The following is a 16,978-nucleotide window of genomic DNA, read 5'->3' on the forward strand; positions in this document are numbered from 1 at the left end:
GCAGCGTACAGCAACTTGCGGGACTTTAATATGCTCAACACACTCACCAAATAGCAAATGCGCATATTGTTATCACTTTGTTGAGGGAAATATCATGCAATTACAATTACGAAAAATCGAGAATAGCTTAGGCATCATTATTCCAGCATCTGTCATGCAACAATTTAATCTTAGGGTAGATACACCTGTAGAGATCGTAGAACAAAATGGAAACATGATGATCAAGCTCATGATTCAGAAGCAATCTAAACTTCCATTCAGTGAGGCTGAATTACTTGCCAAGATTGATGCTGACAGCGCACATAGCGACTTAATTGCAAAGCCTATTGGCAAAGAGTGGTGTGAATAAGCACTTATTGATCGGAGCGACTCATTGGTCTGAGTAGCGCCCCTCAAAATAGTTTATTTCAAGTTTATTTAAACTGAATCGTTCCATTTGCATTGACTGTAATTTTAGATTCACCTGCTGCCATATCTTGATCAGCTACAGCCGTTTCTGCGACTGCAAATTTTGCCATGCTTGCGCGCATAACAGGCTGCGGGAAATAAGAATTGGTGTTTAGGTTCAAGTTTACCAAGTTATAGCCCGATTTATTCCAAGCCTGACTTAACATTTGCGCACGTTGTTGAAAGTTTTTAGACGCTTCGACCATCAACTCATTTTCAACTTTTTTACGTTGTGCATCTGACACACTAAAATTAATAGATTGGGTCTGAAAGTTTTGTTGTAGCTCACTCACCAATTGGCTTGCTGCTTTAAAATCGGTACTTTGTACCCGTACCTCTGCACGACCGCGCCATTCTTTTAACTTACGACTGTCGTTGTCGTAAATTGGATAGGTGGTTTGCGAACCCGTTTCAACTTTCACTTGTGGATACTTACGTGCAGTTGCAATGGCTTGGCTCATTAACTGGTTAATTTGTGATGCAAGTTCAGCAGGCTGTTTGTGACTTTTTTCAATATATAACACAGCGTGCATTTGATCATTTGAAACTTCGCGTGTAGCTTCAGCTTGAACATTGATGATATTGTAATTTAAAGATTCATTTTGTTGGGCAAAAGCGGTGCTTGCAGCACCAACAGCCAACAGGGTAGCAGCTAGAGAAAGTAAGCGCATATTCTGACCTTTTGTTCAAATTATCGAGATTTTAAAATGTGTTTTAACTGCTTTAAATTTTAGCTTTGCTTTGTGAGGATTTTTAGTTGAATTTGTGGTGGCTTTGTAAAATATGCGTTAAAAATTGCGGTAAATACTGCTTTATAAAATTCAATAAAAATAATGATCTATACTATTTTGAAAATAAATGCTGCATGACTTGAGAGATTGTGTAAAAAAAAGTATAAAAGGAAGTGGAAAGAGTTAAATTTTCTTTCCTTTGTCACAATGTAAGATGATAATTCAATCGAATAATCTGCAAGATATGTTTTTTCGATGAAATTAGGCAATATTTGGGTTAAACCTGTTTATTTTCTAGAAAAATTAGGTATTATCCCGCTTCCTAGTCTTGAAGAACAAAACTCTATCTCGCTAGATCAAAAAAGCACCGAGTCAAAGGACCGCAAGTCACCAGACTTATTTCTTTCAACCCATATCAGAGATGGTAATTCGATATGAGCGTTACTTCTGTAAACCCTGCCAACCATTCCACAAACGAATACTACTTGACTCGCCAAAGTCAGATGGAATCGAATGTGCGTAGTTATCCTCGTAAATTACCGTTAGCGATAGCGAAAGCACTGGGTTGTTGGGTTACCGATGTTGAAGGTACTGAGTACCTAGATTGTTTGGCTGGGGCAGGAACCTTGGCATTGGGCCATAACCATCCTGCGGTGGTTCAAAGCATCCAAGACACTTTAGCGAGTGGTTTGCCATTACATACCCTAGATTTAACGACACCTTTGAAAGATGCTTTTACTGAAGCGTTACTTTCACACATGCCTGGTGGTCAAGAAGAATACTGCTTGCAGTTCTGTGGTCCTACAGGTGCAGATGGCACAGAAGCGGCAATCAAACTTGCAAAAACCTATACAGGTCGTAGCTCAGTCATCAGCTTCTCAGGTGGCTATCATGGTATGACTCATGGTTCATTGGCGATGACAGGTAACTTGTCTGCAAAAAACGCAGTCAATGGTTTAATGCCTGGTGTTCAATTTATGCCATATCCGCATGAATACCGCTGCCCACTTGGTATTGGCGGTGAAGCGGGTGTAGATGCTTTAACGTATTATTTTGAAAACTTCATTGAAGATGTAGAAAGCGGTGTAACTAAGCCTGCAGCTGTGATTCTTGAAGCAATTCAAGGTGAAGGCGGTGTAGTGACTGCACCAATTAAATGGTTGAAAAAAATCCGCGAAGTGACTGAAAAGCACAACATCGTTTTAATTTTAGACGAAGTTCAAGCGGGCTTTGCACGTTCAGGCAAAATGTTTGCATTTGAACATGCAGGTATTGAGCCAGACGTGATTGTAATGTCTAAAGCTGTTGGTGGTGGTTTGCCATTGGCTGTACTTGCAATTAAACGTAAGTTTGACGCATGGCAGCCTGCAGGTCACACGGGTACTTTCCGTGGTAACCAATTGGCAATGGGTACTGGTCTTGTGGTGCTTAAAACCATTAAAGAACAAAACCTTGCACAAAATGCGCAAGAGCGTGGTGAGTTCTTACAAGCTGAATTGAAAAAATTAGCTGTTGAATTCCCATGTATTGGTAACGTGCGTGGTCGCGGTTTAATGATTGGTATCGAAATTGTAGATGAACGCCAAGAAAAAGACCGTTTAGGTGCTTATCCGGCAGACTCTCAATTGGCTGCTGCTGTTCAAGCTGCATGTTTTGACAACAAATTGTTGCTTGAGAAAGGTGGTCGTGGTGGTACGGTAATCCGTTTACTTTGTCCACTCATCATTACTCAAGAAGAGTGTGTAGAAGTCATCGCTCGCTTCAAGAAAGCAGTTGCTGAAGCGTTAGTCGCAGTTCGAGGCGCATAAGTTTATGGTAGATTTTGCAGAACATCGTAAAGCGTTACTCTGCAATGATGCTCAATCCATTGCTGACTACAGTGCAGCAATGGAACAAGCGACTCAAGCAGTCGCGGCATGGTTGCAAAATGACAAAATGTACACAGGCGGCAGCATTAAAGAATTGCGTGAAGCGATTTCTTTCCAGCCTGCAAAACAAGGTTTGGGTGTACAAAAGTCATTGGAACGCATGGTTGAGCTTTTCTTAAACAAAAGTTTAAAAGTTCATCATCCACATTCTTTGGCACATTTGCATTGTCCAACTATGGTGGCAAGCCAAATTGCAGAAGTTCTCATTAACGCAACCAACCAATCTATGGACTCTTGGGATCAAAGCCCTGCAGGTTCATTGATGGAAGTACAACTAATTGACTGGTTACGTCAAAAAGTTGGCTATGGTGCAGGTCAAGCGGGCGTGTTCACTTCAGGTGGTACGCAGTCTAACTTGATGGGTGTGTTATTGGCGCGTGATGCGTGTATTGCAAAGAACTGGAAAGATGAAAACGGTAATCCGTGGTCTGTTCAGCGCGATGGTATTCCAAGCGATGCAATGCGTAATGTGAAAGTCATTTGTTCTGAAAATGCACACTTCTCTGTGCAAAAGAACATGGCGATGATGGGTATGGGCTTCCAATCGGTTGTTACTGTACCTGTTAATGAAAATGCACAAATGGACGTGGTTGCACTTGAGCAAACCATGGCGCATTTAAAATCTGAAGGTAAGATCGTTGCGTGTGTGGTTGCGACTGCAGGTACAACCGATGCAGGCGCGATTGATCCGCTTAAAAAGATTCGTGACATCACTAATCAATATGGCGCGTGGATGCACATTGACGCAGCTTGGGGTGGTGCATTAATTCTTTCTAACAGTCATCGTGACATGCTTGATGGTATTGAGCTGTCTGATTCTGTGACACTGGATTTCCATAAGCATTACTTCCAAACTATTTCGTGCGGTGCGTTCTTACTGAAAGATGAAGCGAACTATCGTTTCATGCACTATGAAGCAGAATATTTGAACTCTGCTTATGATGAAGAGCATGGCGTACCAAACTTGGTGTCTAAGTCATTGCAAACAACGCGTCGTTTTGATGCGTTGAAACTTTGGATGACGATTGAAGCATTAGGTGAAGAGCTTTACGGTTCTATGATTGATCATGGTGTGAAGCTAACCCGTGACGTTGCTGATTATATTAAAGCGACTGCAGGTTTAGAATTGTTGGTTGAACCACAATTTGCTTCAGTGTTGTTCCGTGTTGTGCCTGAAGGTTATCCTGCAGAGTTCTTGGATAGCTTGAACCAAAACGTGGCAGATGAATTATTTGCACGTGGTGAGGCCAATATTGGTGTAACTAAAGTCGGTAATGTTCAATCATTGAAGATGACGACTTTAAGTCCAGTGGCAACACTTGAAAACGTGAAAAACTTGTTAGGCCTAGTATTGGCAGAAGCAGATCGCATTAAAGATGCGATTGTCGCGGGTACTTATACGCCACCAATCGACTAATGCTTTCATTATTCAGATTGTTATGAAATACAACAAAAGAAGTCACTACGGTGGCTTTTTTTGTGTCTGATTAAAAATATTGCAGTGAAGTGTTGTACCGTTCTTGCTTGAATTTTGTGATGGATTGGGTGTTTTGGGCTCAAATAATGCACTGCGGATGTCATAAAAATTACGCAATTGGCGAATAAACCATCAATTTTGGTAGAAAAAACCATAAATAATGATGACATTGGCATGAATTATTACAATTTGAAATTTAAATACTGAAAAAAATAAGCACTCTAGTGTTTTATTAGTTATTGATTTTAAATCATTTAAAAATTATTTCAGATACGAAAAGCAAATATAACCAAAGCGTAACAAAGCTGTAACATGGTTGTCATATTATAAAACCACAATGCAGTTATCGAAATAAGTACAAAACTTAATAACAAGTGACGTACTCCGAACTTGCATACTATGAGAGAGAACAGAATGCGCTTTACTAACATCGCCATTGCTTTAGCCGTATCTGCAGCAGCTGTAACAACTGCTAACGCAGCTCGTGACACCATCCAAATCGCGGGTTCTTCAACCGTTCTACCATACGCAAGTATTGTAGCAGAAGAATTTGGTAATACTTTCCCACAATTCAAAACTCCAGTTGTTGGTTCAGGCGGTTCTTCAGGTGGTTTGAAGCAGTTCTGTACAGGTGTGGGTGATAACACAATCGACATCGCGAACTCATCTCGTAAAATTAAAGATTCAGAATTAGCTGCTTGTAAAAAAGCAGGCGTAAACCAAGTTTTAGAAATTAAAATTGGTTACGACGGTATCGTATTTGCTTCTAACGCAAACAAAGCGGCTTACAAATTAAAGCCTTACCATGTATATGCAGCAATTGCAGCTCAATTACCATCTAAAGGTAAAATGGTTGCTAACCCATATACACGTTGGAACCAAATTGACAAAACACTTCCAAACGAGCCTATTACACTTGTAATTCCAGCGTCTAACCACGGTACACGTGAAGTGTTCCAAGAGAAAATGGTTGATGCAGGCTGTGAAGCTTATGCTGCAATCAAAGCATTAGACAAAGATGCGCAAAAGAAAGCGTGTACTACTTTCCGTAAGGATGGTCGTGTAATCGAAATCGCGGGTGACTACACAGAAACACTGGCACGTTTGAAAACTTCTCCAAGCGCAGTAGGTGTATTCGGCTTAGGTTTCTATGACCAAAACCGTGACCGTTTACGTGTTGCAACTGTAAACAACGTAGCGCCATCTGAAAACACAATTTTAAATGGTTCTTACCCTGTATCACGTCCATTGTTCTTCTACGTGAAAGGTGAGCACCTTAAATCAATCAAAGGTTTACCGCAATTTACTGAATACTTCTTGAGCAAGAAAGTATCTGGTAAAGGTTCTAAATTAGATAAAGCAGGTTTGATCTCTATGTCTGACAAAGAGCGTGCACAAGTTCTTGCTAACTTCAAAGCTGGTAAAGCGGTTAAGTAATTTGAGTTAAAGCAGCTGATGGCAGGGAATAACCTGCCATCAGCTTTTTGCTAAGAAATGTTTTTTCAAAAACACAAATTGAAAAAACAGTGGAGAATACATGAATCTGCTACTCATAGGTGTGTTATTGGCGATTATCGCCGTAGCCTATCAAATCGGGTTAAGCAAGAGCCGTAACCTAGCAGGTAAGGGAAATAACTCTGCAATGTTACATTCACGTCCAGGATATTATGGCGCGTTGGTAGCATTATGGTGTGGTATTCCTGCTTTTTTAATTTTGATTGTTTGGAACTTGGTTGAACCAAGTATTCTAGAGCAAGTGGTAATTAATAATGTGCCAGCGCACATTGCTGCAAGCCTAGACCCTGCAAGTACAAGTGTTTTGGTTGATCGCGTACAAGCCATTGCATCTGGTTTTGGTGTAAGTGATACACCTGCTGCATACGAAGTTGCAGCGGCAGAGCAATTAGCGAAAATTGAAACCATTGGTTCTTATGCCAAACTTGCGGTGGTGATCTGTGCGGCCTTATTTGGTTTGCTGTGGGCAAAGAAACGTGTTTCACAACAATTCCGCGCACGTAACCAAGTTGAAAAAATCATCAACATTTCTTTGGCATTATGTTCTGGTGTTGCGATTCTAACTACGGTTGGTATTGTGATGTCCATGTTCAGTGAAGCGATGCGATTCTTTAGTTTCGTTAGCCCACTGGATTTCTTCTTTGGTACAGTCTGGAACCCTGGTTTTAGCACCTCGGGTAGTGCAGATGGCAGTTATGGTTTACTTCCATTACTGTGGGGTACATTGATGGTGAGTGGTATTGCTTTATTAGTTGCAGTACCTATTGGTTTAATGATCGCCATTTACCTTGCAGAATATGCATCGCCTAAATTCCGTGCATGGGCAAAGCCGACCATTGAAGTTTTAGCAGGTATTCCGACCATTGTGTACGGTGTATTTGCCATGATGATCATTGGTCCGTTCCTTAAAACAGCGGGTGCAATCATTGGACTAGATATTAATGCCACGAGTGCATTAACCGCTGGTTTAGTGATGGGTATTATGATCATTCCTTTTGTATCTTCATTGTCTGATGACATTATTACGCAAGTGCCGCGTGCGCTACGTGATGGTTCTTTAGGCTTAGGTGCAACCAAATCTGAAACCATTCGTCGCGTGGTGATGCCAGCTGCATTACCAGGGGTGATTGGTGCATTCTTACTTGCTGCATCACGTGCAATTGGTGAAACCATGATTGTGGTGTTGGCTGCAGGTAATAGTCCTTTACTGCACGCAAACCCATTAGAAGCGGTATCTACGGTTACGATTACGATTGTGAACCAATTAACAGGTGATACAGATTTCGCAAGTCCGCAGGCATTGGTTGCTTTCGCACTTGGTTTGACCCTGTTCGTGATTACCTTAGGTTTGAACATTGTTGCACTATACATTGTGCGTAAATATCGTGAGCAATACGACTAATGAGTACTTCAAATACATCGTCTTTGGATCAGTTAGATCCACAAGCTGCTGCCGAATTACGTGAACAACGTAAAAAAACCATCGCCAGTTCATTGGGTAAGCGTCATCGTAAGGAAAAAACCTTCCGTTTGATGGGGTTCTCGGCAGTTATTGCAGGTTTATTCTTTGTCGTATTGTTATTCGGCAGTATCTTATCTAAAGGTTTGCCTGCGTTCTGGCAAAGCAGCATGAGCCTTCCAATTTACTTCGATCCAGCGATTGTCAATGCAGGTCCAAAACCTAAGGCGATTGCAGGCGAGTCACCAGCACAATACGAAGACCGTATGATTGCGTGGCAAACCGAAATGGGTATGGTCGATTGGGATGCTTTAATCGTGAATGGTATTGTGGCGAAAGACAAAGCGCTTGAAGCTAAGCGTGATGATCTTGGTTACTTATATACCAGTTCTGAAGCATACCGTATTCGTGACATGGTCTTGGCTGATCCTTCTTTAATTGGTCAAACCAAAGAAGTGAAAGTGCTTGCAGATGCGAACGTTGATGTATGGTTAGAAGGCAAGATTGACCGCAGCTTACCAGATGAGCAGCAACAATTAAGCCCTGAAGTACGTCAATTGGCAGATCAGCTCGAATCACAAGGTATTATTAAAAGTACTTTCAATACCAATATTTTTGTTAGCCCAGACTCACGTAGTTCTCCAGCGACTTCTGGTTTGGCAGGTGCATTCATGGGTTCATTATTCATGATGCTGATTGTGATCTTTATTTCGATTCCAATTGGTGTTGCATCAGCAATTTACTTAGAAGAATTTGCGCCAAAAAATGCGATTACTGATATTATTGAAGTGAACATCAATAACTTGGCCGCTGTACCTTCTATTGTATTTGGTTTGTTGGGTGCTGCGATCTTTATTGGTTGGATGCATTTACCATTGTCTGCACCATTGGTCGGTGGTTTGGTACTGAGTTTAATGACTTTACCAACAGTGATTATTACCACGCGTGCATCATTAAAAGCAGTGCCGCCGTCTATTCGTCAAGCTGCTTTAGGTTTGGGTGCTTCTCGTTTACAAACAGTGTTCCACCACGTACTCCCACTTGCATTGCCGGGTATTTTAACGGGTGCAATTATTGGTGTCGCACAAGCTTTAGGTGAAACCGCACCATTGTTATTAATTGGTATGAGTGCTTTCGTTGCCAGTGTACCAGCAACTCCACTTGATCAATCTACTGCGTTACCTGTGCAAATTTTCTTATGGCAGGGTAATGAATTGCGTAACTTCTTCGAGGGACGTACCGCTGCAGCCATTATCGTACTACTTGCGCTAATGATTGGCTTAAACAGCCTTGCAATTTGGTTACGTAAGAAGTTTGAAGTACGCTGGTAATTGAGGGCAGAGAATATGAATGCTGTAGCAAGCACAGAAAAACAGAATTCCTTAGAACAGGATAAGCAAGTGAATCCACAACAAAGCCAATTTACATCTACCGATGTAGAACAGAAGCAATCATCGACTTCGTTTGTTTCACAATTTGATACGCAAACTTCAAGCAAAAAAGAAGCGAAATCATCAAATGTAAAGTTAAGTACCAATGACGTGCATGTGTACTATGGTGAATCTGAAGCGATTAAAGGTATTGATTTAAATATCTATGAAAATGAAGTTATTGCTTTCATTGGTCCATCAGGTTGTGGTAAATCTACGTTCTTGCGTACTTTAAACCGTATGAACGACACGATTGATAGCTGTCGTGTAACGGGTAAAGTAATGTTGGATAACCAAGACATTTATGACCCGAACCTTGACGTGGTGTTATTGCGTGCGCAAGTGGGCATGGTGTTCCAGAAGCCAAACCCATTCCCGAAATCAATTTTTGAAAACGTGGCTTATGGTCCTAAATTGCATGGTTTAGCACGTGATAAGTACGATTTAGAAGAAATTGTAGAAAACAGCTTGCGTAAGGCAGGTTTGTGGGATGAAGTGAAAGATCGTTTGAATCAACCAGGTACAGGTCTTTCTGGTGGTCAGCAACAACGTCTTTGTATCGCGCGTACCATTGCGGTAAGTCCAGAAGTAATTTTGATGGATGAACCATGTTCGGCGCTTGACCCAATCGCAACGGCAAAAGTAGAAGAATTAATTTCTGAACTTTCTACCCAATATACGATTGCGATTGTAACGCACTCAATGCAACAGGCAGCGCGTGTATCTGACCGTACCGCATACTTCCATTTGGGTGATTTGATTGAAGTGAATGCGACTGAAAAAGTATTTACTCAGCCAGACCATCAATTAACAGAAGCGTATATTACAGGGCGTTTTGGTTAATCTGCTTAAGTCCTGAAAGCTATTAAAACAGAATCTTAGGATTCTGTTTTTTTTTGTTATAGTATTGATTGTTTTGTACGCGCAGCGAAAATAAAAAATGCAGTTTCCTTCACAAGAAGAACGACAACAGGCAAAACCAGCACGCCAAGCCACGAAAAAAATAATCGATGCCTTGTTTGGATTTCAACATAGTGCAGAGACGATAGCAGCACTTTTGGTTTTGCTGAGTATTTTATTGGCAACGTTTTTTAACCATGATGGGTGGTTTCCAACTTCTCAAAGCCCCAATATGAGCAATTATCATCGTTGGTTGTATGATCAATTTGTGATAGTTTCAGGTGTGATAGTGCTTGTTGTTTATTTTAGGGTACAGCAGCAAGCAAGTGATCCCCATTTTCGGCAGGCTTGGCGAGACTATATCGATGCCAATGCTAAATTTAAGTTTTATCGCTATGTAAAAGCACAACAAAAAAATAAGTTACCGTTCTTGCACAGTGCAGTAGGTGAATTTCTTTGCGTAATGTGTTTCTGCGTAGGTTTAGTGTGTTTCTATTCAATGCTTACACCTTCAGATCATGAGCGTAGAGGTAGTTTTCTACTGTTTGGTTGGTGGCCGATCAACGCACTTATTATTGGGATTTGCTATCAGGGGCAAATTTGGTTTGCTGTACGTTTAATGGCTGTTCGGCAGATTTCTAAACGATATTTACGATTGATTCAAAAAGAAGCTGCTTTAAGATAGAAAAAGTATTGAAAAAGTCGAAATTGACCTAATGTAGTCCTAATAAACCGAATTAAATTGAGAACTCATTTTTATGTTATTTCATTTACCTAAACTACCTGCCGAAATTCGGATTAGTCATTTGAATGCGCGAATTAATGAACAACGAAAAAAAATTGCGCAAACCACGGCATCTAAACTCGAGCTATTACAACTTTCACAACAAATGGCACGTGAAGCGCGCGCCCGTAAAAAGAACAATCAAAAAATTTATGTGTTGGATTTTAAAGGTGATACTGCTGCGTCTGCTGTAGAGCAATTGCGTGAAGAAATCACCCTAATTTTGGCAACGGCCAAAGCTGGACGTGACCGTGTTGTGGTACGTTTGGAAAGTCCAGGCGGTATGGTGCATGGTTATGGGCTTGCAGCTGCACAATTGGTACGTTTGCGTGATGCAGGTTTCCATCTCACGATTTGCGTCGATAAAGTCGCAGCAAGTGGTGGCTATATGATGGCATGTATAGGTTCAGAAATTGTGTCAGCGCCATTTGCCATTTTGGGTTCTATTGGAGTAGTGGCACAAGTACCGAACTTTAATCGCTTGCTCAAAGAAAAAAATATAGATTTTGAGATGTACACAGCAGGTCAATACAAGCGCACTGTGACCATGTTTGGTGAAAATACCGAAGAAGGCAAGGCTAAGTTTGAAGAAGAATTGCAACAAACTCATGTACTATTTAAACACTTTGTCGAAAAATACCGTCCACAACTGAATGTTGAAAAAGTGGCAACAGGTGAGCATTGGTATGGTCAGGATGCGCTGGATTTAAATTTGCTAGACAAGCTGCAAACTTCAGATGAATATTTGCTGAGTTTGTTGCCACAGCATGATATTTATGTGATTCAAACCCGTAAAAAGCCAACTTTGGGTGAAAAGCTAGGTTTGCAAGCTGCACAAATGGCAGATAGTCTGATTCCTGCAGTGATGAATAAACTGGTTGATAGCCTAAGCAAAGCCAATAGCAGTTTGCTACAAATCCGTGATCCTAAACTGTAATAGCGATTATCTAACTTCTAAAATTTATCTAAAAATTGTGCTCATTGAGCGCAATTTTTTATTCACTTTTATTAAAAAATATGGGTCTTTGATTTAAGCATCTTAATTTTCAATTCAGCTTGATGTTATATCTTTGTGATAAGAAAAAAACCTTGATAGGTTGAATATGCAAACAAATATTGTACCCGCGAAGCAATCAACATCTACAGATTTAATGATTCGCTTTTTGCATGTGGTGATGCAGCTAAGTTTTACAGGGGCTTATTTAACAGGTGATGCGGAAGAATGGCATCAGTTACATATGGCTTTTGGCTATACGTTGGGGATTAGTTTAGCTTTACGAATTTTGTGGCAGGTGTTGAGTATGTTGAACAGCACACAGCCAACAGGAATTTCTAAACGTTTAGGCATGATTCAACAATTTGTAAAACGCTATTGGAAACAGCCTCAGCAGTTTTTTTCATTGCAGTTTTTAAAGTCAAGTAGTTCTAGTGCATTTCAATTCAGTATTTTGTTGATTTGGTTGGCATTGCCTTTAACTGTGTTGGCTGGATTTTTCACCGATTATACCCAGAGTCATACCTTAAAAGAGGTGCATGAATTTGCTGCAAATTTATTCTTGGCTGCAGTATTGGTGCATTTAGCGAGCCTAACTTTAAGCAGCGTATTGTTTAAAAAATGGCTTGCCAAAACCATGTTTTGGGGTTCAGGTAAACCTGCAGTATTAACGGTGTTGATCTGGATGATTTCAGTCGCAAGTTTAGCTGGCTTCTGGTGGTGGTATTGGCAATAAATTTGGATTTAGTACGAAAGAGGCATCCTGTTAGGGTTTCTTGATCAAGTAGAAGCATCCCATCAGCATTGCTCCTATCGTTGCTAAAAGCATATCCATGTGTGCATCCCAAATATCACCTTGCTGACCATTATAATTTTCAGCATCTTCTGGCGATAAGCCAAGCGCAATGAGCCATTCCACCCATTCATAAATTAAACTGCTTGCCATGATAAATTGAATGACCAAAAGATATAAAACGATAGGTTTGTTTTTTGGAAACCAGACTTCAAACAAGCGCAATAAAACAGGATAGAGCAAAATACCATAAGCCAAATGCACAAAACGGTCATACATATTGCGTGACCAACCCATGCTCTGATCTAAATTGAAGCCAAAGCTGTGCAAAATCCAATCATTATAGGGCACATAAGAATACAGATAATGTGCTCCGACAATATGAATCAGTAAAAATATTAAATACAGCACAAAGCTAGAAAAACTCAGTCCTACTTTTTTAAACGCAATCAATAAAGCCGCGAGCATAAAAACTGTGCCTGCCTGATGCAGTAGATACGATTCAAATTCCAGTGGTTGAATACTGGCAGCAAGCATGGCGAGTATAACCAAGTCTAAAGCACAGTAATGTTGAATGCGGAATTGATTTTGCATGTGATGTTTAAGTTGGAAGATTTGTTTTATTCTAATAAAAATGCGAAGCCGAAGCTTCGCATTTTTGTATTGTGATGAATGCTTTTACAAATTAGATTTTAGCAATTAAATCTTGAATTTGTTTTGCTTGTTCAGCTGCATTACCTGTGTAAGTTGCAGGCGTCATTGTCGCTAAACGTGCGCGATCTGCTGCAGGAACGCCTTCCAACTCATTACCATTCACGAAATCTACCATCATGTCACGTGTCATAGCTTGACCACGTGTAAGAGCTTTTAATTTTTCGTATGGTTTTTCGATGTTATAACGACGCATCACAGTTTGAATTGGCTCAGCCAATACTTCTTGAGCATTGTCTAAATCTTCAAGAATACGTTGTGCGTTCAATTCAAGTTTGCCAATACCTTTAGAGCAAGCTTCAAATGCGATCAAGCTTTGTGCAAAACCAACACCCATATTACGCAATACAGTCGAGTCAGTTAAGTCACGTTGCCAGCGAGAGATTGGTAATTTTTCGCCTAAGTGAGCCAAGACTGCATTGGCGATACCCAAGTTACCTTCAGAGTTTTCAAAGTCAATTGGGTTTACTTTGTGCGGCATGGTTGAAGAACCAACTTCACCTTCTTTCAGTTTTTGCTTGAAGAAACCAAGTGAGATGTAGCCCCAAACGTCACGGTTGAAGTCGATTAGAATGGTGTTGAAACGACGTAGCGCATCAAACAATTCTGCCATATAGTCGTGTGGCTCAATTTGAGTCGTGTATGGGTTAAAGCTTAAACCTAAAGATTCTACAAATGCTTGAGAATGTGCAGGCCAGTTGATTTCTGGGTATGCAGAAAGGTGAGCGTTGTAGTTACCTACTGCACCATTGATTTTGCCCAAAAGCTCAACTTGCTTGAACTGTTTGATTTGACGTGCAAGACGATATGCCACGTTTGCCATTTCTTTACCCAAAGTTGTTGGGCTTGCAGTTTGACCGTGAGTACGTGACAACATTGGTTGATCTGCATGTTTTTCTGCCAATGCAACAATCGAATCAATGATTTGCTGCATCGCTGCAACCAATACTTCACGACCATTTTTAAGCATTAAAGCATGTGACAAGTTGTTAATGTCTTCTGAAGTACAAGCAAAGTGAATGAATTCACCTGCATTTTTCAACTCATCAATGTTGGCAATTTTTTCTTTTAAGAAATATTCAACGGCTTTTACGTCATGGTTGGTGGTGCGTTCAATTTCTTTAATGCGGTTAGCATCATCTTCAGAGAAATCTGCAACAATTGCATCTAATGCAGCATTGGTTGCAGCACTGAAAGCTGGCACTTCGGTAATTTCAGGACGATTGGCAAGCGCTTGTAACCAACGCACTTCAACAGTCACACGAGCATGGATTAAACCAAACTCAGAGAGGAAAGGGCGGAGTGCATCACATTTGCTTGCATAGCGCCCATCTAATGGAGAAAGTGCGGTTAAAGCGTTCATATCGATTCCTTAAACTTTGGAATTAAACCTAAAACAAAAGCGTGTTCAGCATGGTTTAAACCACCTGATACTGTAAACGCGCCAGATCTTGAATATCACGTAATAATTTACGTTTGCTAAATACCATGCCCCATGAACTGCCACCAAGTTGACGCCAAAGGTGTGCCATTTGTAAGCCTGTAAAAAGCGAAGCTCGAATTCGGTTGGTATGTGCAGAATCCTTAAATGCTTCTGCATTGCCACGTACCATAATGCGCGGGTTAATTTGTCCCGCAGTATCGACATAAGTTTGGGCTAAATTGGCAATAATACTGGGATGCAAATAGTTATGATCAAAAAATGAAAGTTGTTTTAAGATTTTTTGCTGCGATTGTTCAATAATTTCGACGTATTTAGGATTGCTATACACTTTCTTTTCTAATTGTAAGAGTGCCATCGCATACGACATGGGTAGTTTGGTATTGGATAATTTAGGTAAACGCGATTTAGGGGCAGTATTAAAAGGTTGGTTGATGCTGCTTTCTAGTGTTTTTAAACCTAAAGATATATCGGCCAAATGATTAAAAAAATCTAAAGTTTGCGAACTGTGGTTGCTACTTGGACGGATATTTAAACTGGCTTTAATCAATTGCTCAAAATAAAAGTTACCGCTTTCACCAATACTTTGTCGACCTGTGAGTGCAGTCATGTGCGTGAGCTGGGTGGCTTGAAACACACCCGCTAACGCCAAGGCACGATTTTGGCGAACATTCAGAGTTGGTGACTGTTGAAACGGTAACTCTGTCATCCGAAACAATCCTTAAATAAAATCGGGTTTAGGTGTATTGGTATGGTGAATCACACCACCACCTAAACACACTTCGCCTGAATAGAATACGACACTTTGACCAGGAGTGACTGCACGTTGTGGCTCATCAAATTCCACACGTACACCGCCAGGCATGCTGTCATCATTGAAAATTACACAGTCCTGATCATCTTGGCGATAGCGAGTGCGACAAGTACAACGGAAGCCTGACGCTGGAATTTCTTGTTCACCTGCCACCCAATCAATTGCTTCGCTCCATAAAATAGTGCTTTGCATGAGTGGATGTTCATGACCTTGACCAATCACTAAACGATTGTTTTCAATATCTTTATGCAGGACAAACCATGCACCTTCAGCAACACCTTTTAAGCCGCCAATACCAATCCCGCCACGCTGACCGAGCGTATAGTACATTAAGCCGTGATGTTCACCAACCTCTTTGCCATCGTCTAAAACAATTTTTCCAGCTTGAGCAGGCAAATATTGTTTTAAGAAATCATTAAAGCGACGTTCACCAATAAAGCAAATCCCTGTCGAGTCTTTTTTCTTGGCAGTGACTAAATCTAGTTCTTCGGCAATTTTTCGGACTTGCGGCTTTTCAATTTCGCCCACAGGGAACAAGGTTTTATTGATTTCACGACCATGCACTGCATGTAAGAAATAGGTTTGATCTTTATTTTTATCTAAACCACGTAACAGTGGAGCGTATGCTTCACCTTTGGAGTTGTACTGCGTTCCACCACGACGAGCGTAGTGACCTGTGGCGATAAAATCTGCGCCTAAATTCATGGCGTGATCTAAAAAGGCACGGAACTTAATTTCTTTATTGCATAAAATATCTGGGTTTGGCGTGCGTCCTGCGGCATATTCGGCAAGAAAATGCTCAAAAACCCGATCCCAATATTCCATCGCAAAGTTGGCTGTATGCAACTTAATGCCTAGCTTGTCGCACACCGCTTGCGCATCGGCAAGATCTTCCATCGCGGTGCAATATTCAGTGCCGTCATCTTCTTCCCAGTTTTTCATGAAAAGCCCTTCAACCCGATAACCTTGTTGAAGTAGAAGTGCAGCAGAAACAGATGAATCTACACCACCTGACATACCGACGATGACACGTTGTTGCATAGGATTAGGCATCCAAACTAGAAATAAGGGGAGAATTTTGGTGCTCGTAAATGAGCGATAAAGGATAAGATTGACCACTGAGCGCATCTTGAACCGCTTTCAGTACCAACGGACTTCGGGCACGTGCTGATTCAGCCAGTTCGTCTGCAGACATCCATACTGTACCAATAATATCGGGATCGAGCTGGGCTTGCGCATCATGTTGCAGCGATTCGGCTAGAAAGCAGAAGCGATAATAGGTGCGGTCAGGAAACATAGGCGGAGTATAGCTATAAATACCGAGTAAGGCATTAATTTTCACCCGATGCCCAGTTTCTTCCATGGTTTCACGTATTGCTGCTTCAATTAAGCTTTCGCCAGCTTCAACATGCCCTGCAGGCTGATTAAACACGCTATGCGTCACACCTTCTGTATGTTCTTCAACAAACAGGAATTTTCCGTTTTTTTCGATAACGGTGGCGACAGTAACGTGAGCAGTCCAAGCGGTCATTGAAAAGCACCATGGGGTAAAAC

16 protein-coding genes are annotated in these 16,978 nt (G+C 41.0%); 10 read left to right on the top strand and 6 right to left on the bottom strand.

Annotated features, from left to right (window positions below):
* Nucleotides 1–94: 94 nt before the first annotated feature.
* A complete protein-coding gene (locus FTT70_RS01985) occupies nucleotides 95–349 on the top strand; it encodes an AbrB/MazE/SpoVT family DNA-binding domain-containing protein (protein ID WP_179994609.1) in 255 nt (84 codons plus the stop codon).
* 64 nt (nucleotides 350–413) lie between these two features.
* Here the strand turns inward: FTT70_RS01985 and FTT70_RS01990 are convergent, their stop codons facing one another.
* Nucleotides 414–1,118 carry an SIMPL domain-containing protein gene (locus tag FTT70_RS01990; protein ID WP_004971683.1) on the bottom strand — a complete coding sequence of 235 codons (705 nt, stop codon included), beginning with the start codon at nucleotides 1,116–1,118 and terminating at the stop codon, nucleotides 414–416.
* Between the two features lie 494 nt (nucleotides 1,119–1,612).
* Here FTT70_RS01990 and FTT70_RS01995 point away from each other — a divergent pair, with 494 nt between their 5' ends.
* The 9 genes from FTT70_RS01995 to FTT70_RS02035 all read left to right on the top strand — a co-directional run bounded on the left by FTT70_RS01995 (nucleotide 1,613) and on the right by FTT70_RS02035 (nucleotide 12,401).
* On the top strand, nucleotides 1,613–2,986 hold the full coding sequence (locus tag FTT70_RS01995; protein WP_004971681.1) for a diaminobutyrate--2-oxoglutarate transaminase: 1,374 nt from the start codon (nucleotides 1,613–1,615) through the stop codon (nucleotides 2,984–2,986).
* A 4-nt stretch (nucleotides 2,987–2,990) separates the two neighbouring features.
* On the top strand, nucleotides 2,991–4,523 hold the full coding sequence (locus FTT70_RS02000) for an aspartate aminotransferase family protein (RefSeq protein ID WP_004971679.1): 1,533 nt from the start codon (nucleotides 2,991–2,993) through the stop codon (nucleotides 4,521–4,523).
* Between the two features lie 474 nt (nucleotides 4,524–4,997).
* Nucleotides 4,998–6,020: a substrate-binding domain-containing protein gene (locus tag FTT70_RS02005; protein ID WP_096901088.1), complete on the top strand. Its 1,023-nt coding sequence runs from the start codon at nucleotides 4,998–5,000 to the stop codon at nucleotides 6,018–6,020.
* A gap of 100 nt (nucleotides 6,021–6,120) precedes the next feature.
* A complete protein-coding gene (pstC, locus tag FTT70_RS02010; RefSeq protein ID WP_004971674.1) occupies nucleotides 6,121–7,500 on the top strand; it encodes a phosphate ABC transporter permease subunit PstC in 1,380 nt (459 codons plus the stop codon).
* A complete protein-coding gene (pstA, locus tag FTT70_RS02015; protein ID WP_180043314.1) occupies nucleotides 7,500–8,888 on the top strand; it encodes a phosphate ABC transporter permease PstA in 1,389 nt (462 codons plus the stop codon). Before pstC ends, pstA begins: the two co-directional genes overlap by 1 nt.
* A gap of 15 nt (nucleotides 8,889–8,903) precedes the next feature.
* Entirely contained in the window at nucleotides 8,904–9,830 is a 927-nt protein-coding gene (gene pstB, locus FTT70_RS02020; protein WP_004971671.1) for a phosphate ABC transporter ATP-binding protein PstB, read from the top strand.
* A 97-nt stretch (nucleotides 9,831–9,927) separates the two neighbouring features.
* Nucleotides 9,928–10,572 (top strand): hypothetical protein, encoded by a 645-nt coding sequence (locus FTT70_RS02025; protein ID WP_004971669.1) that lies wholly within the window; start codon nucleotides 9,928–9,930, stop codon nucleotides 10,570–10,572.
* Nucleotides 10,573–10,645: 73 nt separating this feature from the next.
* Entirely contained in the window at nucleotides 10,646–11,608 is a 963-nt protein-coding gene (gene sohB / locus FTT70_RS02030) for a protease SohB (RefSeq protein ID WP_180168220.1), read from the top strand.
* A gap of 166 nt (nucleotides 11,609–11,774) precedes the next feature.
* Nucleotides 11,775–12,401 carry a cytochrome b/b6 domain-containing protein gene (locus FTT70_RS02035; RefSeq protein WP_180072259.1) on the top strand — a complete coding sequence of 209 codons (627 nt, stop codon included), beginning with the start codon at nucleotides 11,775–11,777 and terminating at the stop codon, nucleotides 12,399–12,401.
* A gap of 30 nt (nucleotides 12,402–12,431) precedes the next feature.
* On the opposite strand, the gene FTT70_RS02040 is transcribed toward FTT70_RS02035, so the two are convergent.
* The 5 genes from FTT70_RS02040 to FTT70_RS02060 form a co-directional block, all read right to left on the bottom strand.
* Nucleotides 12,432–13,052 (bottom strand): DUF2238 domain-containing protein, encoded by a 621-nt coding sequence (locus FTT70_RS02040; protein WP_180168221.1) that lies wholly within the window; start codon nucleotides 13,050–13,052, stop codon nucleotides 12,432–12,434.
* 91 nt (nucleotides 13,053–13,143) lie between these two features.
* Nucleotides 13,144–14,532, bottom strand: coding sequence for an adenylosuccinate lyase (gene purB / locus FTT70_RS02045; protein WP_019837658.1), 1,389 nt, complete (start codon nucleotides 14,530–14,532; stop codon nucleotides 13,144–13,146).
* A gap of 55 nt (nucleotides 14,533–14,587) precedes the next feature.
* Nucleotides 14,588–15,319, bottom strand: coding sequence for a high frequency lysogenization protein HflD (gene hflD / locus FTT70_RS02050; protein ID WP_004971659.1), 732 nt, complete (start codon nucleotides 15,317–15,319; stop codon nucleotides 14,588–14,590).
* Nucleotides 15,320–15,331: 12 nt separating this feature from the next.
* Entirely contained in the window at nucleotides 15,332–16,465 is a 1,134-nt protein-coding gene (gene mnmA / locus FTT70_RS02055; protein WP_180168222.1) for a tRNA 2-thiouridine(34) synthase MnmA, read from the bottom strand.
* A 4-nt stretch (nucleotides 16,466–16,469) separates the two neighbouring features.
* Nucleotides 16,470–16,955 carry an NUDIX hydrolase gene (locus FTT70_RS02060; RefSeq protein WP_096901080.1) on the bottom strand — a complete coding sequence of 162 codons (486 nt, stop codon included), beginning with the start codon at nucleotides 16,953–16,955 and terminating at the stop codon, nucleotides 16,470–16,472.
* Nucleotides 16,956–16,978: the final 23 nt, after the last annotated feature.

Source organism: Acinetobacter sp. YH01003 (assembly GCF_013420525.1).
Classification (GTDB): Bacteria; Pseudomonadota; Gammaproteobacteria; order Pseudomonadales; family Moraxellaceae; genus Acinetobacter; species Acinetobacter towneri.